The following is a 24779-nucleotide window of genomic DNA, read 5'->3' as shown; positions in this document are numbered from 1 at the left end:
TTACCTCCAGCTTACTTCCGGTAGATAGGAAAAGAGGGGCTCTGCCCCTCTTTGATATTCGTCCCATGAAAACCGGGAACATGTGCCTCGGTTTTCATTCCCTAAGAGGGAGAAAGCTTCCGAATGGGAACTTTCGGGCGACTTTGGAACGGCTCACAGTCCGTTCTTCCTGTCCGCCAAACCACGGTTTGGCGACAGGTTCTTATGCCTCAACCGGAGCAGCAGTCGGGTCCTCATCGGTCAGCTCAACCTCAATGTCTGCATCCTCAACAGCAGCAGCCTCTGCCTCAGCAGCGCGCTTCTCGTTGATCTCCTCTGCGGAAGCGAGGATGTCGCCGACGTTCTCCTTAACGCAATCAACGGTGTTCATAACAGTATCCTTCATGCGAAGAACCGCTGCGGTAGCATGGGTATATACGTTCTTAGCATCCTTGCTGCTCAGCAGCTTGATACCTGCGGAACCGAACAGAGTGCCACCAACAAATACGGCGATGTCCTTGTAAATCTTCTTCATAATATGTTCCTCCTATCAATCTCACTTGCGCTTACAGCCGGTAATCATCGTCATTACCATGCAGAACAACGCGGCCCATGCCCAAAAACGATGCTGCTTCATACAGTACACCTCCAAACATGGTGTGTTTTTTTGTTTGCGATTATCATATCACAATTTCCCCTGCTTGTCGCACAGCTTTAGACATGAAACGCACGGAATCGGACATTTTCGCAGTTTATTGCCGCTAATTTTTAGTTTTATCATCAAAATAGTTGCATTTTGCTAACTTTTTCGAGCTTGTCGGCGGTACTGCGAGGGCGTCAGCTGATAGCGGCGCTTGAACGCCACACCGAACTGACTGGCGCTGTTATAGCCGACCGCCGCCGCAATATCCACGATGGAGAGCGGACTCCGATGCAGCAGTTCGGCAGCATGCTGCACCCGCTTTTCGAGCAGATACTGGTGGATCGGACGACCATAGGTCTGCCGAAATATATCCTTCAAGGCGGTCGGCGAAATGCGGAACCGTGCAGACAGCTGGTCGATCGTAAGCGGGTCGGACAGGTGCGATACCATATACTCCTGCACCTGCCTCACTGTATCGGTCAGATAGTGATCGCGGGAGACGGATTCCGGCGGTATCGTCAGCAGCGGACTGTCTGTACTGATGAGGTACAGCAGCTCAATGGCTTTGATTGCACTGTAGGCGGCTCTGTCCCGTTCCGGGACGGATTGCAGTGCCGCAGCCAGATTATCAATCCACACCGCGCTGCGCAGCACTACGCAGCCCAGATGCGGAGTGACTCGTGCTTTGATTCGTGCTGCGTTGACCGTCAGACGGCACGGTGCCGCTGCGCTCTGCTCGATGAGCACCAGCTCACCGCTGAACAATCCGTCCGCGACCGAAAGGCTCTGCACACTTGCGCCGAGCAGCAGCAGTACCTCGTGCTCATGCAGGAACACTTGCCGCCCATTGGTCATGGTCAGCCGCAGACCGCCCTGCCGGCAGAACAGCACCTCGCACGGCACCTCGGATGGCTCCGCAGGCATGGCCGGCGGCACGGTCAGCGCGCAGTCAAAATCGCACACGTGCACGCCATCCATCGGCTGGGTCCAGCGTACGCAGCCGGACAGCGATGCGCCGGTATTCGGTTTGAGCAGAGTTTCCAGCACTGCGATTTCCTCCGTTGGTATATATCGGTTTATTAGGTTAGATTTTGCTAACCTGTGTTGAAAAGCAAAGCCGCTGCAAGGCGGCCTTACTCTGCTCATTTATGCAGAAAGGAAAACAGTCCCTTTTTCTCATATCGCTCCTTGGAAAAGGACGTAACGGTGTAGCCGGTAGCGTTTACCGCATCGCGGACAGCCTGCTCATCGAGATCCTGCTCAGTGAGGATAACCGTCTGCCCCTTGCCGTGAGAGGAAGTGACCTTCTTCACAGGAAATGCCTTGCGAACCGCATCGTTGACATGGCTTTCGCACATGCCGCACATCATGCCGTCAACGCCGAGAGTAATTTTCAACATGGGTGTAATGCTCCTTTTGTACCCGAGCTGGTTAGCTTTTACTAACTAACAATATATCACGAAATAGCGCAGATTGCAAGGGGGAATCCTTAGTTTTGCGTAGGAGTTTGCTCATGCAGGATTCGCCGCACCCGCGGCAGGGGCAAGAGGGTAGACACCTGCGGTTTCTACCCTCTTAACTCCCATTTCCCTTTATTTCTTAGTCTGGCGCAGATTGCCGACATGTGACCGCTCCGAAATATGGGGAACGGCAGAGGATTTTTTCTTCCGTATCTTTCTCAACCTGTTCGCAGGGTCAGATAGTATTCTGCTACACAGACCGGAAAGTCTGCGCAGGCGCGACATAACAGTGTCGCGCAACTCTTTGGCGCGTTGTACCGCACGGCACCTGCGAATTAGGCATTTGGTACAATTTATCCTCGTAGGTGCTGTCTATCATAACGCGCTAACGAGTTGCGCGGCACGGTTATGCCGCGCCTGCGTAGAGTAGCCCGTCTGTGTAGCAGAACGGTATCCGGCACTGCGTATAGGTTTCGGCATGGGAGCACACTGTGCTCCCCTACGGTAGAAAAAATCCTCTGCCGTTCCCCATATTTCGGAGCGGTCACATATCGGTAATCTGCGCCAGGCTATCCAAGGGAAAGGGGTGATTCTCAAGAGGGTGGAAACCGCAGGTGTCTACCCTCTTGTGCGCCCGCGCGGCGTCAGCGCAGATTCCGCTCGCTTCGCAAGCGCCCCACTCCCGATGAGCACCATCATCAAGATTGACAAATACCCGCAAAAAGGGTATACTAATCTCATCTGCGGGTATGGCGGAATTGGCAGACGCGCCAGATTTAGGTTCTGGTGTCCTCGACGTGCAGGTTCAAGTCCTGTTACCCGCACCAGCAAAAAAACGCTGTGGAATCTCTCCACAGCGTTTTTCTTTTGCCTATTTTTACTTGGACAGCTTGCTCTGTGCCTTCTGCTCAAAGCGCTCCTTCGCTACGATAGCGCGCTGATGCGTGCCCTCACCGATCAGGCCTGCCTCATCATATGCGGCAACCTTGAAGGTGAGCATCTTGCCGTTCGGCGCGATCTCGGTCAGCTCGGTCTCGATACGAACCTCCATGCCCTCCGGCGTAGCGGCAACGTGGCTTACGTTTACCAGCGTGCCGACCGTGGTCTTACCCTCTTCCAGCTCACCAGCTACGCTGCCTGCCGCAGTGTTCTCGATAGCTGCGATCATCATCGGGGTGGCAAACACGGATACCAGACCGCTGCCTACATTGCATGCCAGCTGATCCTTGGTTACGATGAACTTCTTCTCACCCTTAATACCAACCTGCATTGGAATCTCTCCTTTTTTCTATAGTAAGGTAAATTACTTTCTGCGAATCTCAGTCATGCCGCCCATATACGGCTGCAGCGGCTTCGGAATTGCAACCGAGCCGTCCTCACGCAGATTGTTCTCGAGGAATGCGATCAGCATACGCGGAGGTGCAACAACGGTGTTGTTCAGCGTGTGTGCGAAGTACAGCTCCTTCGGATTCTCCTTGCTGCGGACACGGATGCCCAGACGGCGAGCCTGTGCGTCGCCAAGGTTGGAGCAGGAGCCTACCTCGAAGTACTTCTTCTGACGCGGAGACCATGCCTCTACGTCGCAGGACTTAACCTTCAGGTCAGCCAGGTCACCGGAGCAGCACTCGAGCGTGCGAACCGGAATGTCCATCGAACGGAAGAAGTCAACCGTGTTCTGCCACAGCTTGTCATACCACATCTTGCTCTCTTCCGGCTTGCAGACAACAACCATTTCCTGCTTCTCGAACTGGTGAATACGGTATACGCCGCGCTCCTCGATGCCGTGTGCGCCGACTTCCTTACGGAAGCACGGAGAGTAGCTGGTCAGGGTCTGCGGAAGGGTTTCCTCATCGTTGATGGTGTCGATGAACTTGCCGATCATGGAGTGCTCGGAGGTACCGATCAGGTACAGGTCCTCGCCCTCGATCTTGTACATCATGTTCTCCATTTCCTTAAAGGACATAACGCCCTTAACGACATCACCGTGGATCATGAACGGCGGAATGTAGTAGGTAAAGCCGCGGTCGATCATGAAGTCGCGTGCGTAGGACAGGATGGAGGAATGCAGACGGGCAATATCGCCCTTCAGGTAGTAGAAGCCATTGCCGGAGGTGCGGCGTGCAGCATCGAGGTCGATGCCGTCGAAAGACTCCATAATATCAACGTGATACGGAACCTCGAAATCCGGAACGACCGGATCGCCAAACTTCTCAATCTCAACATTCTCGGAGTCGTCCTTGCCAATCGGAACGGACGGGTCAATGATGTTCGGGATAACCATCATACGGTTCTTGACTTCCTCAGCGAAGGTCTTTTCATCCTCCTCGAGCTTGGTCATCTCATCGGCCATTGCCTTAACCTCGGCCTTGATCTTCTCGGCCTCTTCCTTCTGGCCCTTTGCCATCAGACCGCCAATCTCCTTGGACTTCTTGTTGCGCTGTGCACGCAGCTCGTCACAGCGGGTCTTGGCTGCACGGTACTTCGCGTCAAACTCGATGACCTCGTCAACCATCGGGATCTTCTCGTCCTGGAACTTCTTCTTGATGTTTTCCTTTACCGCATCCGGATTGGTGCGGACAAATTTGATATCCAGCATTGTTTCTATATCTCCTTTTACATTATATACATATTATTCTGCCGTGTCGTTCGGCTCTGCATCCTGCGCTTGCTCAGCCTGCTCCAGTGTCGCTTTGGCCGACTGGAACAGTTTGCTGATGTTCTCATCAAAGCCATCCTCGCTGCTGCCCAGCAAACGCTCTTCGCTGTATTTCGTCAGCATTTCGTCATAGGTCTTGCGGGCATCCGCGGTCTGCTTAGCCGCCAGAGAAACGCCGATCTGCGCAAGGTACTGATACACCTCACGCTCCTCCATACGCCGCTCGGTCGCGCCGACTACATCGGTTGCCGCCTGCTCACTGTCGAGCGTCTTGCGCACCTTATCCAGTGCAGTATTCTGCATGTCGTACTGCTTCTGCAAATCTTCCACTTTCTGGGTTGCGCCCTGTGCCACGGTCTGCTGCTGTGTCAGCTGCGAGCTCAGGTTTTCGACCTGCTTGTCCGCACGCGACTGCGCCACATAGCTGATCAGAATCAGCGCAATTGCTACAGAAAACAGTCCGACGATATAAAAGGTCAGCGTGGTGCGGCTGAGCTTTTTCTCCGGTTTGTTCTGTTCCGGCTGCTTATTCTGCTCGTCCATTGCTTGCCTCCTTTATACACGCAGGTTTCGGAGTGCTTCACTGAGCCGCTCCAAATCCTCTGCGCCGTAGTATTCCAACGTCAGCTGGCCGCTGTGCTTACCCTGCTGAATGCTGATCTTGCGTCCGAGGACGCCCTCCAGCTCCTTCTCCAGCTCGGCAATGTAGTCCACGGAAACCTCAAGCGGCTGCTCAGGCTTTTCGACCGGTTTTTTGTTCATGCGCTTGGCCAGCGCCTCCGACTGACGGACCGACAGGCCGACCATCTGTCTGGCTGCCTCTACGCGCTTATCCTCCTCGTTTACCGCAAGGACTGCCCGCGCGTGACCGCCGGAGATTTCGCCTTCGCTGACCATCGTACGCACCTCGGTCGGCAAAGCCAGCAGACGCAGTGCATTTGCTACCGCCGAACGTGACTTGACCACGCGCTTGGAAACCTGCTCCTGCGTCAGTCCAAACTGCTTCATCAGACGCTCATAACCTTCGGCTTCTTCGATCGGGTTTAGGTCCTGCCGCTGCAGATTTTCGATCAGCGCCAGCTCCATGACCTCGTCTTCCTCGGCCTCAAGCACCATCGCAGGAATGTCTTCTAAGCCTGCCTGACGTGCTGCACGCCAGCGGCGCTCACCTGCAATGATCTGGTAGTAGCCGTCCTTCTCGCCCTTGCGTACCGTGATTGGTGTGATGACGCCGTGCAGGCGAATGCTCTCTGCCAGCTCGTCCAGAGATACCTGATCAAAGGCCTTCCTCGGCTGATCGGGATTCGGCTCGATTTTTGCCAAAGGCAGGTTTTTTATGCCGTTATCCAGACTTTCTTCCATTAAATCGCTGGTATCACTGCCGAAAAGGTTGGACAAGCCGCCGCCCAGACCCATTTTTGCGCCTGCCATCAGCTTCTCCCCTTTCGGTCATTTTTCTTCAGAATCTCGTCCGCAAGAGCCAGATAAGCCTCTGCGCCGCGGCACATTCTGTCGTAAGCTGTTATGGGCTTGCCGTGGCTCGGTGCTTCACTCAGGCGCACGTTGCGCGGCACAACAGCCGAGAATACCTCGCCCGGGAAGTGCTTTTTCACTTCCTCAACCACCTGAATCGACAGATTGGTGCGTCCGTCAAACATAGTCAGCAGCACGCCTTCCATCACCAGCTTGCGGTTGAGCGCCTTCTTTACCATGCGCACGGTCGTCATCAGTTGACTCAGACCTTCAAGCGCGTAATACTCGCACTGCAACGGCACCAGAAAGCTGTCGGCTGCACACAGGCAGTTGAGAGTCAGCAGACCGAGTGACGGCGGACAGTCGATAAATACATAGTCGTAATCGTCCTTCACCTGATCGAGTACGTTTTTCAGACGATACTCTCGGTCGGACATTCCAATCAAATCCAACTCAGCGCCCGCCAGATTAACATTCGCGCCCAGCAGATCAACCCACTTAGTCGATACGATGGCGCTCTTGACATCCGGTTGGTCGGCTACAATCAGGTCGTAAATCGAGGTTTCCAGTGAGCGCGGATCCACGCCAAAACCGGAGGTTGCATTGCCCTGCGGATCGAAATCACACAGCAGAACGCGCTTTTCGCGCTCCGACAACGCTGCCGCGAGGTTGATAGCGGTTGTAGTTTTTCCCACGCCGCCCTTTTGATTGGCAAACGCGATAATCTTCCCCATAGTCATTTCCTCTCGTCCATGGTTTTTTTCTACGAATTTCATTATATCACATTGCACTTTTAATTGCAAAGCAATCGCAGTATTTTTACAGCTGTTTCACGTGAAACATCAAGTATTTTGCCGTTTTACAGGATACAACTGGTAAATTAACCGGCTTTTGTTTCACGTGAAACAAAAGAGAGCCGTTCGGCTCTCTTACCTTATTATATATACTTCTACACGCTTTCCGACTTTCTCCAACTTTACCCAGAAGTGCTGTCCGTAACAGCACGTAAAAAGATCGCGCGACACTGTCATGTCGCGCCTGCGTAGAGTAGCTGACATGTGTAGCAGTACATTATCTGTGAACTGCGAATAGTCTACGAAAGTCATACAAGAGTAATCCAACTGCCGTTCCCCTTTTTCGCAGCAGTTGCCGCTCTCCGATTTTCGCCGTGCTTCCTAAAGGGAAAGGGGTGCTTCACAAGAGGGTGGAAACCGTAGGTGTCTACCCTCTTGTGCCCCTGCCGGGCAGGCAAGTCAGGTTCGCTTCACAAGCGACCATTAAATGTTTCACGTGAAACAAAATCCGCCCTCCTGTGGAACAAAAGTGTTTCACGTGAAACATCAGCTCTTTGCGTGCGGAATATTGATTGTCAGCGTAATTCCATCCTCGTTTTCCTGCCGGTCTACGGTTGCACCGATTCCGGCGTCTACCATTACGCCGACCGCCCGATTGAGCGTATTCAGGAAAAACCGCACATCCTTAATAAGCCGCACAACATTATCCTTATGCGGCGGCTCCGCTAACTCCGGATGCTTTTTCTGCTCCAGCAGGTTCTCGATATACTCCTCCGATCGGCTGACGTTTAATTCGTTCTCGATAATATAGTGTGTGGCGTTCATCCGTTCCTCGTCATCACGCAGACGCAGCAGACAGCGCGCGTGCCGCTCTGTAAGGTTCGCACTGCGAATCAATTCCATATTTTGCGGAGAAAGCCGCAGCAGACGCAGCTTATTTGCCACCGCGGACTGTGTTTTCCCCACTTTGCGCGCGGCTTCCTCCTGCGTCAGTCCGTACTGATCGATCAGACGCTTGAAGCCATAGGCTTCCTCGAAAAAGTCCAGATCACGCCTTTGCAGGTTCTCCACGAGCGCAATCGCCGAGGAATCCTCGTTATCCGCCGCAATCAGCAGACACGGTACATCGTTAAGCCCCGCAACACGCGCAGCGCGCAGCCTTCTCTCCCCTGCCACAAGCTCGTAACCGCCTCCGGGCGCACGCCGTACGGTCAGCGGATTGAGTACGCCGTACTGCCGGATGCTCTCTGCCAGCTGCGCGATTGCCTCCGGATCAAAGTATTTCCTCGGCTGATTGGGATTGCGCGCAATCTCACTCACGCGAATACGCCGCAGCGTGCGATCCTCTTTGCCGGAAACCAGCGTTAATACAGACATCATGGTCAACCACTCTCCAATTCGTCTTATCGTTCATTTTATTCGCGCTTATCTCTGCCGCACCATCAGCAGAAATGTCGCCCTTGGTAATAGATTACCATATAATTACATATTTACAAGTAAAATCGACCGCGCAATCTGCAAAATCCGACGAAAACATGACAAATTCTACCTGATATCTATATTTTCCCCTATTTTCGGACAAAAAATACCCTCTGTAATTTTCCGTACAGAGGGGTACTTTCCGTATATTTCTCGCCTGATTTACAGCGGCGAAGTCTGTATTTTCTTGAAGCGGCGCGGATACTTTTCCGGTGTTTCCTGCGTTTTCTGCAGGCGCACGATGGCGCGGGAAACCTCATCGAACGGCACAGTGTAGTGCAGCACTTCAGCGTCCGGCGCACCGAGAACCGTGCGGGCATTTGCCGCTGTTTCAACTTCCTCTGTGCAGTCCTCGGCCTTCATGGCGAGGAACGCACCGCCGACCTTGACCATCGGCAGTGCCAGTTCACTCAGCACGCGCAGATCGGCTACCGCACGCGACACCGCCAGATCAAACGTGCCGCGGTTGTCTCTGGCGTAATCCTCCGCACGGGCATGCACCGCCGTGACGTTGGTCAGACCCAGATCGGCAATGACTTCATTTAGAAAATCAATGCGCTTGCGCAGTGCATCGAGCAGCACAAACTCGGTCTGCGGGCACAGAATCGCCAGCGGCATGCCCGGAAAACCGGCTCCCGTTCCCACATCGAGCACGCGTCCATTCTGCGGCATATACGGTGCAAGTGCCGCGCAATCGAGGAAATGCCGGGTCACGATTTCGGTCGGATCGGTAATGGCAGTCAGATTCATAACCTTGTTTTTCTCGCGCAGAATCTCGGAATAACGCAGTAAGTTGTCCGCTGCAGACGGACACTCTGCGACTCCCAGCTCGCGCAGACCGGCGGTCAAAAGCTCGCGTTCGGTCATGCCTTTTCCTCCTTTTTATGGGTCTCGATGTAGATCATCAGTGCCGTGATATCCGCCGGTGAAACGCCCGAAATACGGACCGCCTGACCGAAATTCAGCGGCTTGACGGCGTTCAGTTTCTGGCGTGCCTCCAGTCGCAGCGAGTCCACCTCGTTGTAGTCCAGATCGAGCGGCAGCGGGCGGCTCTGCAGCTTACGGTACTGCTCCACATCACGCATCTGGCGCTCGATATAACCCGCGTATTTGACGCGGATTTCCACCTGCTCACGGATAACAGCGGGCAGCTCCGGACGCTCAGGATCGAACATTGCAAGGTCCGCATAGCTGAGTTCCGGGCGGCGCAGCAGGTCGATCAGCTTGCAGCCCGCCTTGAGCGGTGTAGAGTTTTTACCCGCAAGAAAGCCGTTCAATTTATCGCTCGGCGCCACGCCAACCGAGGCTGTGCGGTCGATCTCTGCCTGCACTGCTTCGTACTTTTTACGCACCTTTTCGCCGCGTTCCGGCGAATTCAAGCCAACTCGAACACCGATCGGCACCAGACGTTCATCTGCGTTATCCTGCCGCAGAAGCAGGCGGTATTCCGAGCGTGAGGTCATCATGCGGTAGGGTTCGCTCGTGCCGCGCGTCACCAGATCATCAATCAGCGTACCGATGTAGCCGTCCGCACGGTCGAGTATAAGCGGCTCCTCCCCCTTGATTTTGAGCGCGGCGTTGATGCCCGCAACCAATCCCTGCGCCGCCGCCTCCTCATAACCGGACGAGCCGCAGAACTGGCCTGCGCCGTACAGTCCGGGCACCTTTTTCGTCTCGAGCGTCGGCCGCAGCTCCAGCGGGTCGATGCAGTCATATTCGATGGCGTACGCCGGCCGCATAATCTCCGCGTTCTCCAATCCCTTGACCGAGCGCAGCATCTCGCGCTGCACGTCGAACGGCATGGACGACGAGAAGCCCTGCACATAGACCTCCTCGGTGTCCAGACCCATCGGCTCAAGGAACAGCTGGTGGCGCGGCTTATCCGCAAAGCGCACCACCTTGTCCTCGATAGACGGACAATAGCGCGGTCCCACGCCCTCAATCTGGCCGCCGTACAGCGGCGAACGGCTCAGATTTGCGCGGATGATTTCATGTGTTTTCGCGGTTGTGTAGGTCAGATAACACACCGCGCGGTTGTCCGGCGGGTGGTCGGTCTCAAACGAAAACGGGATGATCTCATCCTCACCGGCCTGCTCTGCCAAATCGGTATAGTCGATAGAACGGCGATTGATGCGCGGCGGCGTACCCGTCTTAAACCGCTGCAGCCGCAGTCCCAGACCGCGCAGCGACTCGGTGAGCGGCTTGGCTGCCGCCATGCCGTCCGGACCGGATTCACGGGTGTACTCGCCGATGATCACACGTCCGCCGAGGAATGTGCCGGACGCAATGACAGCCGCCTTGACCGGATGTCGTGCACCGATAGCGGTAACAACCGCGGAAACGGCACCGTTCTCCACCTCAACGGACACGATCTCGTCCTGCATGAGAAACAGATTTTCCTGCCGCTCAAGCGTGTGCTTCATATACTCTCTGTATTTAATGCGGTCGGCCTGTGCACGCAGCGAGTGCACTGCCGGTCCCTTGCCGCGGTTGAGCATGCGGTACTGGATGCAGGCCGCGTCAGCCGCACGCGCCATCTCACCGCCGAGCGCATCTATCTCGCGTACAAGGTGTCCCTTAGCTGTGCCGCCGATCGCCGGATTGCACGGCATATTGCCTACGGCGTCCAAATTGATCGAAAAACACGCTGTTTTTGCACCCAAACGTGCTGCAGCCAGCGCCGCCTCAATACCGGCATGACCGGCGCCGATCACCGCTACATCAAAGCTCTCTGCCGAAAAAACCGTCATTGGCGCTCTCTCCCCTTTCAAAAAATTCCTGTGATTTCGGTTGTGTGAAACCTGTGCGTAACTGTTGATAACTCTGTGGATACTGTTGATAACTTGTGAGTTTTTGACCACATTTTTATACACGCAGTTTTATTTTCATTTTATTATTACAATAAGTAGTCGAATATAGGGCAATTTTTCTGGTTATCCACTATATCTCGTATACCTCCGGATAGAAGTTGTGCACAAGTGGTTTTTATTCTATTTTTCACTCGCAATCATCCGTTAATCATCCTGCAATCATCCGGTAGACATACAGTATATATCATACACGATTTCAGCACAAAATAAAAGAGGACGTTTGCACAGATTGCAAACGTCCTCTCTGAATTTTAAGTGCAATTTCTCTTAATAACAGCTGCAGCAGCATCACTTTCCGACGCAGAAGTCGCTGAAAATGCGGGTGACAACGGCATCGGTCACGGTTTCGCCGGTGATCTCGCCCAGTGCGGTAATCGCGCCCTCGGCGTCCATCACGACCGCGTCCGGCGTCATACCGGACTGCGCCGCATACAGCGCTGCTTCACAGCGTTCGGCAGCACGCGCCAGCGCCGCCGCCTGTCTTGCGTTAGTGATGAGCGCACCGTCAAACGCACCGTCGCCCAGACCCACGGTTCGCGGGATAAGATTGAGCAGCTTATCCAGTCCGTCACCGGTTTTCGCAGAAAGCGGCACGATATGCAGGAAGTGCTTTTTCAGCAGCTTTTCATCCAGCTGCTGCGGCAGATCGACCTTGTTGACAACCGCGATCGCGCGGTGGCCTGCCGAGCGTGCCAGCACGAGCATATCCTCGTCGCTGATGGGCTTGGAGCCGTCGAACACAGCCAGGATGAGCGAGGAAGCCGAAGCCTCCGCCATCGCCCGGTCAATGCCCGCCTGCTCCACCGGATCGTCCGTGTTGCGCAGACCCGCCGTATCGGTCACGCGCAGCAAAATCTGCCCGACCTTGACATTCTCCTCGATGAGATCGCGGGTCGTGCCCGGAATATCAGTCACGATCGCCCGCTCGCGACCGAGCAGCGTGTTCAGCAGCGTGGACTTGCCTGCGTTCGGTCTGCCGAGGATGACGCACGGTACGCCTTCTCTAAGAATACGGCCGCGCTCGTAGCTTTCCGCCATGCTGTACAGACGGCTTGTCGTGCGGTGCAGCAGCGCCGCCGCGTCCTCGAACAGCACCGGATCAATGTCCTCGTCCGGGAAATCCACGACCGCGTGAAAATGCGCCACCATGCCGAGCAGCTCATCGCGCATCTGCTGCACGGGAGAGCCGACCGCGCCCATGACCTGTGCCGCCGCATTCTGCGCCGCCTCTGCGGTGCGCGCGGTGATCAGATCATGCACGGCTTCAGCCTCAGAAAGGCCCATTTTGCCGTTTAAGAAGGCGCGGCGGGTAAACTCACCTGCCTCTGCCTGCCGCACGCCCTGCGCGAACAGAGCGTCTAGGCCGGCACACAGCACGGCTGTCGAGCCGTGGCACTGCAGCTCCGCCATCGTTTCACCCGTATAGGTGTGCGGTGCATGCAGCGCGACAGCGTAGCAGCAGTCGATCACATTGCCGGACTTGTCCGTCAGCGTGCCGTAAACCAGCTTCTGCGAGGGTGCTTCCGTAAGCGGCTTGCCGTTCTTCGCCTGAAAAACGGCATTTATCGCTTCGATTGCGCGTTCACCCGACACGCGGATCAAACCGATCGGTCCGCCGGAGGAGGAAATTGCGGCAATCGTATCGTTCATAACGAATACCCCGATTTAACCGCGGTCACGGTTGCGATAGCTGTTATCCGGCGCAATAACAACGCGGCGACCCGGCTCGGTGCCGGTCGAATAGGTGGTCACACCGTTGAATTCCTGCAGCGCGGCATGGATAATGCGGCGCTCATACGGGTTCATCGGCTCGAGCGTCATGGAGCGATGCGCCTTAACGACCTTCATCGCCATCTTGCGGGCCAGGCGCTCCAAGCTTTCCGCGCGCTTCTCGCGGTAGTTTTCGGTATCGACAGACAGACGAACGTGCTCATCCAGTGCGTTATTCAGCACCAGAGAGCCGAGGTACTGGATGGCATCCAGCGTGTCGCCGCGGCGGCCGATGATCGGGCCCATATCCGGACCGGAAATCTCCAGACGAAGCTGGTCGCACTCTACCTGCGGCAGGGTCTTAACCTGACCCTCAACGCCCATCTTTGCCAGCAGACCGGTTACAAAATCGGTAGCCAGCTTTTCCGCCTGCTGCATGCCTGCTTCGGAAACCGGGATCAGCTCACGCTCCTTGGGAACGGACGGTGTGATCGGACGGTCCTCACGCGGGCGGCGCGGACGGCGGTCACGGCCATTGCGGTCGCTGCGGTCACGGCGCGGACGGTCGCTGCGCTCACGGCGCGGCGGACGCTCAAACTCCAGCTTTTCCGGTACAAAGTCTGCCGGAGCAGCCTTTACCAGACGCGGCGTGTTATCATCCGTGGTGATGGACAGCTTCTGCGGCTTCTCTGCGGGTTTCTCCTGCTTCGGAGCCGGCTTTTCTGCCTTGACAACAGGCTTCTCCTGCTGCTTGGGTTCGGTCTTGGGCGCGGGCTTGCGCTCCTCCTTCTTAACCTCCGGCTTTGCCGCCGGAATGTCCGGTGCTTCGTAGGTTACGCGCACGCGTGCCGGCGTTGCGCCGATACCCAGAAAGCCCTTTTTGCCAATCTCGAGTACCTCTACCGATACATCGTCGCGCTCCAGACCGAGCTGCTTGAGGGCATTCTCGACTGCTGCGTCACGGTTTTCACCGGTAGCCTCTAAAAACTTCTGCATGATTTACTTGTCCCCCTTTTTGTTCTTTGCGTTCTGGGACTGCTGCTTCTGTGCAGCCTTGTGTGCTTCACGCTTGGCCTGCTTCTCTGCCTCGATGCGGGCAGCCTCAGCAGCCTGCTTGGCCTCCTGCTTGCCGCGGAGCGTCTTGGTGAGGATGATCTCCTGTACGCAGGTAAATACGTTGTTGAAGATCCAGTAGATGCCGATCGCACCCGGAAGAATGAACGCAAAGTACAGCGACATCAGCGGCATCATAAAGTTGAGCATCTTCATCTGACCTGCTGCCGCAGAGTTCTGCGTGCCCTGCATCTTCTGCATGATGTAAGAGGACAGGAATGCGGTCAGACCAGACAGGATCGGGATGATCCAGATAATGCTCGGATGAGAGATAGACGGTGTATCAGCCAGATTCAGACCAAAGAAGTGGAAATCCAGCGGGAAAATGGTCTCGCCGCTCTGCAGGCAGTTGGTAACAGCATCCGAGAAATGGCCGCTTCCGTCCACGAAAGCGTTCAGCTTCTCGGCGATCAGGATCTGAACGGTGTAGTTTGCGCCCGCAAGCTGATCCAGACCGATCATCTGCGCCAATGCGATAACTGTCTCGCGGCTCAGGCCGACGATGTACTGCAGCGGCTGCTGAACCGCGTAGTACAGACCCATCATGATCGGCAGCGGGATGAGGTTGGGCAGACAGCCGCTCATCGGGCTGACGCCGTGCTTCTCATACAGCTTCTGCATCTCCTCGTTGAGCTTGACACGGTTGTTCGCGTACTTCTTCTGCAGCTGCTGGAGCTCGGCGTTCATCGCGCTCATGGCGAGCATACTCTTCTTGCTCTTGATGGTCAGCGGGATGCAGACCAGCTTTACCAGCAGCGCGAACAGGATAACGGCAAGACCGTAGTTCTGTACAATGCTGTACAGCCACTGCAGGAGCAGGCCGAACGGTCGAACGATCAAAATACCGAACAGCTTCGGATCTTTGATCAGGTTAGAAAGTTGATCCAGGGTCATAAAAACCTCCATGTTAAATTGTAAAACGACACAGTGAAAAGGATTTTGCAAAGCAAAATCCTCACTTTACCGCCGTAAGGCGGTATTTCATCGGAAATTCTCCGAATTTCCATAAATTCCGGGGACATGTGCCTCGGAATTTATACAAGAAAGAAAATCTGTGTGCCGCAGAGCGACGCGCAGATTTTCGCCCGGGACATATCCGCGTTTGACGTGGTATGTCCTCCTCGTCCGAAAGCGTGGTTTCGGACGAATTAAGGAACCGGGTCATAGGGTCCTCTCTTAGAGAAAGGATTGCAGCGGCAGATGCGCTTAAACGCCAGCCAGCCGCCCTTGAGTGCACCGTATTTCTCGATGGCCTCGATCGCATACTGCGAGCAGGTCGGGATATACCGGCAGCAGGGCGGTTTGTTTGGAGAAATATACCGGCGATAAAACCGGATCATCGCCAGCAGCAGCCGCTTCATGTCCGAGCTGCCGCAACCTTGTTGTCCTTCAAGGCGCGCAGCAGCGATTTTTCGATTTCCTGATAACTTGCGCCTACGGCCCGTACCCGTGCGACCAGCACAAGGTCGATGCCGTCGGCAAATTTGTCCTCGTTGAGACGGTACGCCTCACGAAACAAACGCTTGATGCGGTTTCTTTTCACCGCACACGCCAGCTTGGCACTGACGGTGAGTCCCAGCCGGTTGTAGCCGAGCTTGTTCCTGCGGCAGTAGATCACAACGTGTTTTCCTGCCGTGGACACACCACGATGATACAATCGGCGGAATTCGTGGTTTTCCTTTAAGGATACTGTTTTTTTCATCTTCTGATGCTCCCGTTTTTTCCTGATGCCCTCGAAAAAAACGTATTTTTTCTTTGCATCTGATGGTTTGCAAAGCTGATTTTACTGTTTCGTTCGTTTCGGTCAGTAAAATCCGAACCGGAATACCGTATTTTCGCTGCATGGACTGCACCCTAAATAGGATGACCGCTCCACCGACGGCTGGAGTGGTGTTGCCCGTAAACGAAAAAACGAGCCGCACGAATGCGGCTCGTTACGAACTCTTTTGCGCCGCTGGCGCGAATTTTCGGGAAGTCTGAATACTCCCTTTACAGGCTGTCATTAAGCAGACAGCTTAGCGCGACCCTTAGCGCGACGGCGTGCAAGTACCTTGCGGCCGTTGGACGTGGACATACGCTTACGGAAGCCGTGCTCCTTGGAGCGCTGACGCTTCTTCGGCTGGAACGTTCTCTTCATAACTTTGTGCACCTCCCTGTTCTAAAATTTACAGATGGGCACCGGCATAGGTCCGGCGCAAGACGCGGGCATATGCCGCTGCCTGTCTGCATAATAGGATACGATATTTATTATCCTATATAGGTTCGATTTTGTCAAGTATTTTTTCCAACCCTCGGAACGAATTTCAGCAGTTTGCACAGGTTGTCAACATGTTGTGGATAAATAGAAACATATGCTCAATGGCTTGCGGAATCTCGGTTTTCAGCAATCTGTGGATTTTCGGATTTTCGCGGAAAATCCGTCTATTCTCGATGAATTTTTGCAGAAATTCCGCAGTTTTCATAAAAAACTCCGTGCATTTTTCCCAACCAGCTTTAATTTCCGATTATTTTGACGTAAAAAACGCCGATTTTTTTAAATTCCGCGAAGTAAATAAACCGGTTCGGCTGTTCAAAATCATGCTGCCACGCGACACGCCGCCGAACAGTTATCCACATCGACGCATTGAACTTGTGGATAAAATATGCTATTATAAAATAGAATCATTATCGACAGGAGGCGCCCTATGGCAAACAATATATTGGAGATGGCGCTCGAGCAGCTGGACTTCCCTCCTTCCACCATTTCCGCTTGGTTTGACGACGTAACGGTCGTTTCCTTTGGGGATAATCGGCTGGTGCTGCACTCTCCGGTGCCCTTTAAGAAAGAATTTATCGAGTCCAAATTTATCGCTCCTTTACAGGAGGTGCTGCACAACCTAACCGGCGACCCGATCACGGTCGTTGTAGTGACCGGCGAATACACCGCGCCGAGCACGAGCACTTCTCCGTATGACGACTACACATTTGAGCGTTTTATCGTTGGTTCGAGCAACAAATTCGCGCATGCGGCTGCCCTTGCGGTTTCGCAGCGCCCGGCGGCAGAGAACAACCCGCTCTTCATCTACGGCAACTCGGGTCTGGGCAAAACGCATCTGATGTATGCGATCGCAAACGTGCTTCGTCGCACCCATCCGGAATACCGCATTATATATGTAAAGGGTGAGGATTTCACCAACGAGCTGATCACCGCCATCCAGGAAGGCAACGTACAGGCGTTCCGCAACAAGTACCGCATGGTTGACCTGCTGCTGCTGGACGACGTGCAGTTCATCGCCGGCAAGGAGCGCACGCAGGAAGAATTTTTCCATACCTTTAACGCGCTTTACGAGGCAAAAAAGCAGATCGTGCTCACTTCCGACCGTCCGCCGAAGGAAATCAACACACTCGAGGACCGCATGAAGACCCGTTTTGAATGGGGTCTGCTGGCTGATATTCAGCCGCCTGATTTTGAGACCAGAATCGCCATTATCCGCGATAAAGCGGTCAAAATGGGCGTTGAACTGCCCGATGACGTATCCAACTACATTGCAGAGAATATCCAGGCAAATATCCGCCAGCTCGAAGGCGCGGTCAAAAAGATCAAGGCCATGCACGAGCTGATGGGCGAACGCATCACGGTTTCGCTTGCAGAAAACGCGATCGACGCGTTGCGCACCGAGAATCCGGGTCTCAATCCGACACCGGAGCGCATTATGGAAGCGGTAGCGAACTACTTCTATATCCCGGTCGAGCAGATGATCTCGCAGAATCGCTCCAAGGATGTAGCCTACCCGCGGCAGATGGCGATGTACATGATCCGGCAGGAGCTTGAATACTCCTTCCCCGATATTGCAAAGATATTCAAGCGCGACCATACCACCGTCATGCACGCCTGCAACAAGATCGAGGAGGAGCGCAAGAACTCCCGTGAGACCGAGGACGTCATCAAAAAGCTGCATAATAATATCCGCGGCGACGGCTGATCTTTACCGTGCATTCGTGCAAAACAACTTTTCCACAGCCTAAAAATGCACAGTTTAATTATCCCCAACCAACCTGTGGATTCCACATGGATAACTCTGTGGATAAATAACGGGGTTATTTTCACTGTGTATCGTTTATTTTTCATCCACAACCTCCTGTGTACGACATTTCCCGCGCCATACCTGAAGATTTTCGGGTTTTCCCCAATTTCCCCAGGTACTACTACGAATACTATATCCTATCCTTCTATTCTGTGTGATCTTTCTCGCCGCTGGCAATGCCTGCTGAAGGCTGTTCGTGTGTCGAGGACACAGTCATTAAGAGGTGTGTGTAATCGCACAGTATTCGCCGGTGTGTATTTATAAATATGCAGACATTGCATAAATTGATTCTTTGTTTTATTTCCATTTCTGAGAGGAGCAACTATGAAGTTTTCCTGTGAAAAAGAAACCCTGCTGAATCTGCTCAACATCGCCTCCCGCGCAGTAACCGGCAAAAGCTCGATGCCGCTGCTCGAAGGTCTGCTGCTGGCAGCCGATGCAGACACTCTGACCATCACCGGCTACGATCTGTCCATGGGCATCCGCACGACCGCGCAGGTCGATGTGGTAGAGCCCGGCAGAATCGTGCTGAATTCCCGCCTGTTCTGTGACATCGTTCGCAAGCTGCCGCAGGACGTGGTCTACCTTGAGACCGACGACAAGCTGATGACCACCATCAAGTGCGGCCGTTCAGTGTTCAACCTGATGGCCAGCGAGGCTGACGAATATCCGGCTCTGGCTGATGTGGCCAGCGACAAGGGGCTCTCTCTGCCGCAGCCCATCCTCAAGAGCATGATCGCGCAGACCATTTTCTCGGTTTCGGATAACGAATCCAAGCCCATCCACACCGGCTGCTTGTTTGAAATCGAAGGCAGCCGCCTGAACGTCGTGGCCGTTGACGGCTACCGCCTGTCTGTACGCCGTGAGACCGTCGAGGGCGTTCCCGGCGATATGAAGTTTGTTGTGCCGGGCACGTCCCTGCGCGAGATCGAACGAATTCTGGACGATGATGACGATATTGTCGAGATTTTCCCGGATTCCAAGAACATTTTGTTTCGCATCGGCAGCACGACTCTCATTACTCGTCTGATCGACGGCGAGTTTCTCAACTACCGTGCGGCCATTCCGAAGGAGTTCGAGCACGAGGTTTCGGCGGATCGCCAGGAGCTGATCCAGTGCATCGAGCGTGTCTCTCTGATCGTGTCGGAAAAGCTGAAAAACCCGATTCGCTTCCACTTTGACGGCTCGTATGTGCAGATGTCGTGCGTGACCGCGATCGGCAAGAGTTATGACGAATGCCCGTTTGACGGCTCGATCGAGAACCTTGAGATCGGCTTCAACAACCGTTACATTCTGGAGGCGCTGCGCGCAGCCGGCGATGAGCAGGTGAAGCTGCAGCTCAAGGGAGCGCTCAACCCGATGATCATTTCGCCGATGGAAGGCGATAAATACACCTATCTTGTACTGCCTGTGAGACTGAAAGCCAATGACTGAAATTAAAATTGAAACCGAATTCATCAAACTTGATGCACTGCTCAAATTTGCAAACCTGGTAAGCTCCGGCGGCGAAGCGAAGATCCGCATTGCCGAGGGCGAAGTGCTGGTAAACGGCGAAATCTGCACCATGCGCGGCAAAAAGCTGCGTTCCGGTGACACGGTGGAGCTGGACGGCGAGCAGGTATGCATCAAATAAAATAAACACAGTGTACGATAATAAACGCGATTTTGTGCGTTCGTTATCGTACAAAATGTTCAATACGGAGAAGTCCATGTACATCAAGTCGTTAAAACTGCAGAATTTCCGCAATTATGCGGACGAATCGTTTGCGTTCGATCCGGCGGTCAACCTGATCTGCGGCGAAAACGGACAGGGCAAAACCAACCTGCTCGAAGCGGCAGCGGCCTGCTCGACCATGCGGCTGTTTCGCACGGCCCAGAAAAAAGAGGGGCTGCGGTTCGGAGAGAATCATGCCTTTATCTTCGCTGATTTTGTCGCGCAGGAGCGCGATATCTCGCTTGAACTGCGGTTTTCCCGCACCAAAGCGATGGAAATCTACAAAAACGGTGTGCGGCAGAAACGCCAGTCGGACGCACAGGGACTGCTCAAAACCGTGCTGTTCTGCCCGGAGGATCTGATGCTCGTCCGTGCCGGAGCGGCGGCTCGCCGCCGATTTCTCGATACCGCGCTGTGCCAGATGCGGCCCAACTACGCACGCTATCTCGAGGAGTACAACCGTCTGCACGAGCATAAAACGCGCATTCTGCGCGACAGTGAAGAAAAGCCTTCCCTGCTCTCCATGTGGGAGGATTTCTCGCTTCGCATGGCGCATATCGGCGCGCAGATTATCCGCTACCGCGCGTACTACTGCCGTAAGCTGCTCAAGGCTGCGGCCGCCGTCTATGCGGATATTGCGCCGCACGAGGTGCTCTCCGGTGTGTACAAGACCGTGTCGAGCGTCACCGACCCGTTTGCAGACGCTCGAACAATCGAAAAGCAACTTATCGACCATGTGTTCAGCCATAAAACCGCCGAGATTGCGGCTAAAAGCTGCCTTTCCGGTCCGCATAAGGATGACTTGGAGCTGTTATTGGATGGCCGCAGTGCCGCTTCCTTCGGCTCGCAGGGACAGGTGCGGACCTGCACACTGTCGCTTAAAATCGCCGAGCGTGAGCTGTTCTTTGACGAGGACGGCGAGTATCCGGTGCTGCTGCTCGACGATGTGCTCAGCGAGCTTGATCGCCGTCGTCAGGACTTTGTGCTCAACCGCATATCGGCGGGTCAGGTCATGATCACCTGCTGCGAGGACGGTATCTCGGAAAAGCTGCGTGCAGGCGCGGTTTTCCATATCCAAAACGGCAAAAAATCCGCAGAAACACACTAAAATCACATATTTTTACAAACTATTGCACGGCGGGAACAGATACCACCTCGAAATTCCCTGCCGTGCCCTTGTTTTCTTTCAAAAAAACAGAGAAATATTTGTTTTTCCTTAGGTTTAGGGTACACAATTAGTGAAAAAAGTGGTATAATTAAATCCAGTTAGTAATTAGGAATTGGGGTGTCGCGCACCGCGCGATTGTTGAAACGGATAGAAAATCCGCAGGACTTTAATTACGCATTACTAATTTCTAATTATTCCGGAGGAATAGAATGTATTTACATTTAGGTCAGGACTACATTGTGCCCTTGCAGAGCGTAGTTGCGGTGTTCGATATGGACACGGCGACCGCATCCAAGCGCACGCGCCTGCTGCTCGAACGCCTGCAGGACGAGGGACGGATCATCGAGCTGTACGACGATCTGCCGCGCGCGGCTGTGCTGTGCGAAAACGCCCTCGGTGAGACCCTGTACCTGACGCAGCTTTCTCCGCAGGCTATTCAAAGACGTGCGGAAAAGGGCTACGCAGTTTGATAATTGAAAATTGAGAATGGGTAATGGAGAATGAAGGTTCGGCGCGGTGCGCTGTGATTTAATAAAAGCATAACCGCGCAAGGATAGCGGCATTTTCCATTTTCAATTCTCAATTATTTTGTTCCCGCAATTTCTGGAAAGGAAATTTAACGATATGAGTGAAGAAATCGAAATCAAGGACGAAGTGCTCGACCTGAAGGTTACCGAGACCTATGATGAAAATCAGATTCAGGTACTCGAAGGCTTAGAGGCTGTCCGCAAACGCCCGGGTATGTACATCGGTTCTACCTCGGCACGCGGTCTGCACCATCTGGTGTATGAGATCGTCGATAACTCGATCGACGAGGCGCTGGCAGGCTACTGCACGCACATCGAAGTTACGATTGAAAAGGGCGATATCATCCGCGTTGCCGATAACGGCCGTGGTATTCCCTGCGGTATTCACCCGCAGATGGGCATCCCAACGCTCGAGGTTGTACTCACCGTCCTGCACGCAGGCGGCAAGTTCGATGGCTCCGGCTACAAGGTATCCGGCGGCCTGCACGGCGTTGGTTCGTCGGTCGTAAACGCGCTGTCCGACTGGCTGGAGGCCGAGGTCCGCGATGGCCATACCAAGCACTACATGCGCTTTGAGCGCGGTGTAACGACCGTCAAGATGCGCGATACGCCGTGTGAGAGCGAAACCGGCACGACCATCCGCTTCCACGCGGACCCGGAGATCTTCGAGACTACGGTCTACGAATACGATGTGCTCGAAAAGCGTCTGCGCGAGCAGGCGTTCCTGAACGCCGGACTCAAGATCACGCTGCGCGACGAGCGCGACGATGAGCCGGTCGAGGAGGTCATGCACTACGAGGGCGGTATCCGTCAGTTCGTGGAGCACCTCAACCGCACGAAGACGCCGCTGCACGATCAGGTGATCTACATGGAGGGCAGCCGCGATACCTCGATGGCCGAGGTTGCCATGCAGTATACCGACAGCTACAGCGAGCTGATGCTGTCCTTTGCAAACAACATCAACACCACCGAGGGCGGCACGCACGAGACCGGCTTTAAGGCCGCTCTTACCCGTGTACTCAACGATTACGGCAAGAAATACAAGCTGCTCAAGGACGATGAGTCCTTCAAGGGCGAGGACGCGCGTGAGGGTCTGACCGCGATTATCTCGGTCAAGCTGCAGGAAGCGCAGTTCGAGGGCCAGACCAAGACCAAGCTGGGCAACAGCGAAATGCGTGCGCTGGTGGACGCGATGGTTTCCGAGAAGCTGATGACCTTCTTCGAAGAGAACCCGCAGGTGGCCCGCACCATTATTGAAAAGGCGCAGACCGCCGCGCGTGCCCGCGAGGCTGCAAAGAAGGCGCGCGAGATGACCCGCCGCAAGTCTGCACTGGATTCGGCTTCCCTGCCGGGCAAGCTGGCGGACTGCATTGAAAAGGACCCGACCTACACCGAAATCTACATCGTCGAGGGTGATTCCGCAGGCGGCTCCGCCAAGGAAGGCCGCGACCGCCGTCATCAGGCGATCCTGCCGCTGTGGGGCAAGATGCTGAACGTCGAAAAAGCGCGTCTCGACCGTGTTTACGGCAACGACAAGCTGACTCCGATGATTACCGCGTTCGGCGCGGGCTTCGGTGATGATTTTGACCTCGCAAAGCTGCGTTACGGCAAGATCATCCTGATGGCCGATGCCGATGTGGACGGCAGCCATATCCGCACCCTGCTGCTGACATTCTTCTTCCGCTTTATGCGCCCGCTGATCGAGCACGGCCATGTGTTCATCGCACAGCCGCCGCTGTTCAAGAACGAAAAGGGCAAGGATGTCCGCTACACCTACACCGAGGAGCAGCAGCGCGACTGCATCGCTGAAATGGGCGACAATGTGCGCGTACAGCGCTACAAGGGCCTCGGCGAGATGGATCCGCAGCAGCTGTGGGAGACCACCATGGACCCGGAGCACCGCACGCTGCTTCAGGTTACGATGGAGGACGCGGCAGCCGCCGATGAAACCTTTGCACTCCTGATGGGCGAAAAGGTAGAACCCAGACGCGAATTTATCGAGCGAAATGCAAAATATGTAATGAATTTGGACGTATAAGGGAGAAAACTATGCTGTTTTTTGAAAATGATTACGGTTATGGCGCACACCCCAAGGTTTTAGAACATCTGGCACAGACGAATATGGAGCCGGTTTCCGGCTACGGCAACGATAAATTTACCGCTTCGGCGGCAGAAAAGATTAAAGCAGCGGCGGACTGCCCGGACGCTCAGGTGTATTTTCTGACCGGCGGCACACAGACCAACATGGTCGTCATTGATACGCTGCTCCGTCCGTATGAGGGCGTTGTAGCGTCCTCCTGCGGTCATGTGAACACGCATGAAGCCGGCGCCATCGAGTCCACCGGACACAAGGTGCTGACCGTTCCGCATAAGAACGGCAAGCTGGATGCGGACGATCTCCGTGAATATGTTCAGACCTTTTATGCGGACGCAAGCCACGACCACATGGTATTTCCGGGCATGGTTTACATTTCACATCCGTCCGAATACGGCACGCTTTACACGAGAAACGAGCTGGAGCGCATTTCTGCCGTGTGCAGAGAGTTTTCCATGCCGCTGTTTCTGGACGGTGCACGCCTTGGCTACGGCCTTACGGCGGATACCGATGTGACGCTGCAGGACATTGCCAAGCTGACTGATGTGTTCTACATCGGCGGAACCAAGTGCGGCGCGCTCTGCGGCGAGGCGGTTGTGTTCACGCACGGCAATATGCCGAAACAGTTCGTCACGATGGTCAAGCGCCGCGGCGCAATGATCGCCAAGGGCCGTCTGAACGCGCTGCAGTTCGATGCCCTGTTCACCGACGGGCTGTATGAGGAGATCTGTGCACCGGCGGTCAAACTCGCCATCAAGCTGCGGGACGGTCTCAAAGCAAAGGGCTATCGCTTTGCGATCGAGTCCCCCACCAACCAGCAGTTCATCATTGTAGAAAACAGCAGACTGCCTGAACTGAAAACCAAGGTAGTTTACAGCTTTATAGAGAAATATGACGCGGAGCATACGGTCATCCGTCTGGCGACCAGCTGGGCGACGACCGAGGAGCAGGTGGACGAGCTTCTGAATATACTCTAAGCGTAAAACTCAGCTGAGAATAACTAAAACAGCTGAATAAGCCAACAATTCTGGAGG

At 54.6% G+C, this 24779-nt stretch carries 24 protein-coding genes and 1 tRNA gene; 8 read left to right on the top strand and 17 right to left on the bottom strand.

The genetic code is table 11. The annotated features are described in order from the left end of the window. Window positions 1-202: 202 nt before the first annotated feature. The 3 genes from PGY33_RS08385 to PGY33_RS08375 all read right to left on the bottom strand — a co-directional run bounded on the left by PGY33_RS08385 (window position 203) and on the right by PGY33_RS08375 (window position 2022). Window positions 203-514 (bottom strand): DUF6110 family protein, encoded by a 312-nt coding sequence (locus tag PGY33_RS08385; RefSeq protein ID WP_116705070.1) that lies wholly within the window; start codon window positions 512-514, stop codon window positions 203-205. Between the two features lie 264 nt (window positions 515-778). Next, window positions 779-1669 carry a helix-turn-helix domain-containing protein gene (locus tag PGY33_RS08380; RefSeq protein ID WP_158575116.1) on the bottom strand — a complete coding sequence of 297 codons (891 nt, stop codon included), beginning with the start codon at window positions 1667-1669 and terminating at the stop codon, window positions 779-781. Between the two features lie 95 nt (window positions 1670-1764). Beyond that, complete coding sequence (locus tag PGY33_RS08375; protein WP_116705072.1) at window positions 1765-2022, bottom strand: heavy-metal-associated domain-containing protein; 258 nt, start codon at window positions 2020-2022, stop codon at window positions 1765-1767. Between the two features lie 803 nt (window positions 2023-2825). On the opposite strand from PGY33_RS08375, the gene PGY33_RS08370 reads away from it, so the two are divergent. Next, a tRNA-Leu gene (locus PGY33_RS08370) sits at window positions 2826-2909 on the top strand. Between the two features lie 50 nt (window positions 2910-2959). Here PGY33_RS08370 and PGY33_RS08365 read toward each other — a convergent pair. The 14 genes from PGY33_RS08365 to rpmH form a co-directional block, all read right to left on the bottom strand. Next, a complete protein-coding gene (locus PGY33_RS08365; RefSeq protein WP_118360559.1) occupies window positions 2960-3352 on the bottom strand; it encodes a thioesterase family protein in 393 nt (130 codons plus the stop codon). A gap of 33 nt (window positions 3353-3385) precedes the next feature. After that, the gene (gene serS / locus PGY33_RS08360) at window positions 3386-4678 is read right to left on the bottom strand and encodes a serine--tRNA ligase (RefSeq protein WP_110435746.1); all 1293 of its coding nucleotides are present in this window, start codon (window positions 4676-4678) and stop codon (window positions 3386-3388) included. Window positions 4679-4711: 33 nt separating this feature from the next. Continuing rightward, complete coding sequence (locus PGY33_RS08355) at window positions 4712-5281, bottom strand: hypothetical protein (protein WP_118479728.1); 570 nt, start codon at window positions 5279-5281, stop codon at window positions 4712-4714. 12 nt (window positions 5282-5293) lie between these two features. Further along, complete coding sequence (locus PGY33_RS08350; RefSeq protein WP_118479726.1) at window positions 5294-6169, bottom strand: ParB/RepB/Spo0J family partition protein; 876 nt, start codon at window positions 6167-6169, stop codon at window positions 5294-5296. Beyond that, window positions 6169-6945, bottom strand: coding sequence for a ParA family protein (locus PGY33_RS08345; protein ID WP_110435749.1), 777 nt, complete (start codon window positions 6943-6945; stop codon window positions 6169-6171). The genes PGY33_RS08350 and PGY33_RS08345 overlap by 1 nt, the downstream gene beginning before the upstream one ends. Window positions 6946-7551: 606 nt before the next feature. Further along, window positions 7552-8385 carry a ParB/RepB/Spo0J family partition protein gene (locus PGY33_RS08340; RefSeq protein ID WP_243022901.1) on the bottom strand — a complete coding sequence of 278 codons (834 nt, stop codon included), beginning with the start codon at window positions 8383-8385 and terminating at the stop codon, window positions 7552-7554. A 261-nt stretch (window positions 8386-8646) separates the two neighbouring features. Next, entirely contained in the window at window positions 8647-9351 is a 705-nt protein-coding gene (gene rsmG, locus PGY33_RS08335; RefSeq protein WP_118479724.1) for a 16S rRNA (guanine(527)-N(7))-methyltransferase RsmG, read from the bottom strand. After that, complete coding sequence (gene mnmG / locus PGY33_RS08330) at window positions 9348-11234, bottom strand: tRNA uridine-5-carboxymethylaminomethyl(34) synthesis enzyme MnmG (protein ID WP_270478174.1); 1887 nt, start codon at window positions 11232-11234, stop codon at window positions 9348-9350. Before mnmG ends, rsmG begins: the two co-directional genes overlap by 4 nt. 408 nt (window positions 11235-11642) lie before the next feature. Beyond that, entirely contained in the window at window positions 11643-13004 is a 1362-nt protein-coding gene (gene mnmE, locus PGY33_RS08325; protein WP_110435752.1) for a tRNA uridine-5-carboxymethylaminomethyl(34) synthesis GTPase MnmE, read from the bottom strand. 15 nt (window positions 13005-13019) lie between these two features. Then, window positions 13020-14060 carry an RNA-binding cell elongation regulator Jag/EloR gene (gene jag, locus PGY33_RS08320; RefSeq protein WP_270478172.1) on the bottom strand — a complete coding sequence of 347 codons (1041 nt, stop codon included), beginning with the start codon at window positions 14058-14060 and terminating at the stop codon, window positions 13020-13022. Between the two features lie 3 nt (window positions 14061-14063). Next, window positions 14064-15071, bottom strand: coding sequence for a YidC/Oxa1 family membrane protein insertase (locus PGY33_RS08315; RefSeq protein ID WP_158574658.1), 1008 nt, complete (start codon window positions 15069-15071; stop codon window positions 14064-14066). Window positions 15072-15325: 254 nt separating this feature from the next. After that, complete coding sequence (yidD, locus tag PGY33_RS08310) at window positions 15326-15538, bottom strand: membrane protein insertion efficiency factor YidD (protein WP_117491172.1); 213 nt, start codon at window positions 15536-15538, stop codon at window positions 15326-15328. Continuing rightward, the gene (gene rnpA / locus PGY33_RS08305; protein WP_110435756.1) at window positions 15535-15879 is read right to left on the bottom strand and encodes a ribonuclease P protein component; all 345 of its coding nucleotides are present in this window, start codon (window positions 15877-15879) and stop codon (window positions 15535-15537) included. Before rnpA ends, yidD begins: the two co-directional genes overlap by 4 nt. A gap of 300 nt (window positions 15880-16179) precedes the next feature. Further along, the gene (gene rpmH / locus PGY33_RS08300) at window positions 16180-16314 is read right to left on the bottom strand and encodes a 50S ribosomal protein L34 (RefSeq protein ID WP_110435757.1); all 135 of its coding nucleotides are present in this window, start codon (window positions 16312-16314) and stop codon (window positions 16180-16182) included. Between the two features lie 547 nt (window positions 16315-16861). Here rpmH and dnaA point away from each other — a divergent pair. The 7 genes from dnaA (at window position 16862) to PGY33_RS08265 (ending at window position 24722) form a co-directional block, all read left to right on the top strand. Further along, entirely contained in the window at window positions 16862-18139 is a 1278-nt protein-coding gene (dnaA, locus tag PGY33_RS08295; RefSeq protein ID WP_243022900.1) for a chromosomal replication initiator protein DnaA, read from the top strand. Window positions 18140-18565: 426 nt separating this feature from the next. Beyond that, window positions 18566-19675, top strand: a complete 1110-nt coding sequence (gene dnaN / locus PGY33_RS08290; RefSeq protein WP_118360551.1) for a DNA polymerase III subunit beta — start codon at window positions 18566-18568, stop codon at window positions 19673-19675. Beyond that, the gene (gene yaaA, locus PGY33_RS08285; RefSeq protein ID WP_118360550.1) at window positions 19668-19874 is read left to right on the top strand and encodes a S4 domain-containing protein YaaA; all 207 of its coding nucleotides are present in this window, start codon (window positions 19668-19670) and stop codon (window positions 19872-19874) included. The genes dnaN and yaaA overlap by 8 nt, the downstream gene beginning before the upstream one ends. Before the next feature lie 76 nt (window positions 19875-19950). After that, on the top strand, window positions 19951-21063 hold the full coding sequence (recF, locus tag PGY33_RS08280; RefSeq protein WP_118479716.1) for a DNA replication/repair protein RecF: 1113 nt from the start codon (window positions 19951-19953) through the stop codon (window positions 21061-21063). Window positions 21064-21332: 269 nt separating this feature from the next. Next, window positions 21333-21593, top strand: coding sequence for an extracellular matrix regulator RemB (gene remB, locus PGY33_RS08275; RefSeq protein WP_110435761.1), 261 nt, complete (start codon window positions 21333-21335; stop codon window positions 21591-21593). Window positions 21594-21747: 154 nt separating this feature from the next. After that, window positions 21748-23688, top strand: coding sequence for a DNA topoisomerase (ATP-hydrolyzing) subunit B (gene gyrB, locus PGY33_RS08270; protein ID WP_118360549.1), 1941 nt, complete (start codon window positions 21748-21750; stop codon window positions 23686-23688). Window positions 23689-23699: 11 nt separating this feature from the next. Beyond that, window positions 23700-24722: a threonine aldolase family protein gene (locus PGY33_RS08265; protein WP_118479714.1), complete on the top strand. Its 1023-nt coding sequence runs from the start codon at window positions 23700-23702 to the stop codon at window positions 24720-24722. Window positions 24723-24779: the final 57 nt, after the last annotated feature.

This window comes from Butyricicoccus sp. AF18-9LB (assembly GCF_027684505.1).
GTDB classification, from domain to species: Bacteria; Bacillota; Clostridia; order Oscillospirales; family Butyricicoccaceae; genus Agathobaculum; species Agathobaculum butyriciproducens.
The sequence above is the reverse complement of the archived record's forward strand: the minus strand, read 5'-3'. Positions and strand labels throughout refer to the sequence as shown.

What these genes read in the sequence shown, in the direction of transcription:
- PGY33_RS08385 (WP_116705070.1), bottom strand. Translation starts at nt 514, where the DNA reads ATGAAGAAGATTTACAAGGACATCGCCGTATTTGTTGGTGGCACTCTG.
- PGY33_RS08375 (WP_116705072.1), bottom strand. Translation starts at nt 2,022, where the DNA reads ATGTTGAAAATTACTCTCGGCGTTGACGGCATGATGTGCGGCATGTGC.
- PGY33_RS08365 (WP_118360559.1), bottom strand. Translation starts at nt 3,352, where the DNA reads ATGCAGGTTGGTATTAAGGGTGAGAAGAAGTTCATCGTAACCAAGGAT.
- serS (WP_110435746.1), bottom strand. Translation starts at nt 4,678, where the DNA reads ATGCTGGATATCAAATTTGTCCGCACCAATCCGGATGCGGTAAAGGAA.
- PGY33_RS08355 (WP_118479728.1), bottom strand. Translation starts at nt 5,281, where the DNA reads ATGGACGAGCAGAATAAGCAGCCGGAACAGAACAAACCGGAGAAAAAG.
- PGY33_RS08350 (WP_118479726.1), bottom strand. Translation starts at nt 6,169, where the DNA reads ATGGCAGGCGCAAAAATGGGTCTGGGCGGCGGCTTGTCCAACCTTTTC.
- PGY33_RS08345 (WP_110435749.1), bottom strand. Translation starts at nt 6,945, where the DNA reads ATGGGGAAGATTATCGCGTTTGCCAATCAAAAGGGCGGCGTGGGAAAA.
- PGY33_RS08340 (WP_243022901.1), bottom strand. Translation starts at nt 8,385, where the DNA reads ATGATGTCTGTATTAACGCTGGTTTCCGGCAAAGAGGATCGCACGCTG.
- rsmG (WP_118479724.1), bottom strand. Translation starts at nt 9,351, where the DNA reads ATGACCGAACGCGAGCTTTTGACCGCCGGTCTGCGCGAGCTGGGAGTC.
- mnmG (WP_270478174.1), bottom strand. Translation starts at nt 11,234, where the DNA reads ATGACGGTTTTTTCGGCAGAGAGCTTTGATGTAGCGGTGATCGGCGCC.
- mnmE (WP_110435752.1), bottom strand. Translation starts at nt 13,004, where the DNA reads ATGAACGATACGATTGCCGCAATTTCCTCCTCCGGCGGACCGATCGGT.
- jag (WP_270478172.1), bottom strand. Translation starts at nt 14,060, where the DNA reads ATGCAGAAGTTTTTAGAGGCTACCGGTGAAAACCGTGACGCAGCAGTC.
- PGY33_RS08315 (WP_158574658.1), bottom strand. Translation starts at nt 15,071, where the DNA reads ATGACCCTGGATCAACTTTCTAACCTGATCAAAGATCCGAAGCTGTTC.
- yidD (WP_117491172.1), bottom strand. Translation starts at nt 15,538, where the DNA reads ATGAAGCGGCTGCTGCTGGCGATGATCCGGTTTTATCGCCGGTATATT.
- rnpA (WP_110435756.1), bottom strand. Translation starts at nt 15,879, where the DNA reads ATGAAAAAAACAGTATCCTTAAAGGAAAACCACGAATTCCGCCGATTG.
- rpmH (WP_110435757.1), bottom strand. Translation starts at nt 16,314, where the DNA reads ATGAAGAGAACGTTCCAGCCGAAGAAGCGTCAGCGCTCCAAGGAGCAC.
- dnaA (WP_243022900.1), top strand. Translation starts at nt 16,862, where the DNA reads ATGGCAAACAATATATTGGAGATGGCGCTCGAGCAGCTGGACTTCCCT.
- dnaN (WP_118360551.1), top strand. Translation starts at nt 18,566, where the DNA reads ATGAAGTTTTCCTGTGAAAAAGAAACCCTGCTGAATCTGCTCAACATC.
- yaaA (WP_118360550.1), top strand. Translation starts at nt 19,668, where the DNA reads ATGACTGAAATTAAAATTGAAACCGAATTCATCAAACTTGATGCACTG.
- recF (WP_118479716.1), top strand. Translation starts at nt 19,951, where the DNA reads ATGTACATCAAGTCGTTAAAACTGCAGAATTTCCGCAATTATGCGGAC.
- remB (WP_110435761.1), top strand. Translation starts at nt 21,333, where the DNA reads ATGTATTTACATTTAGGTCAGGACTACATTGTGCCCTTGCAGAGCGTA.
- gyrB (WP_118360549.1), top strand. Translation starts at nt 21,748, where the DNA reads ATGAGTGAAGAAATCGAAATCAAGGACGAAGTGCTCGACCTGAAGGTT.
- PGY33_RS08265 (WP_118479714.1), top strand. Translation starts at nt 23,700, where the DNA reads ATGCTGTTTTTTGAAAATGATTACGGTTATGGCGCACACCCCAAGGTT.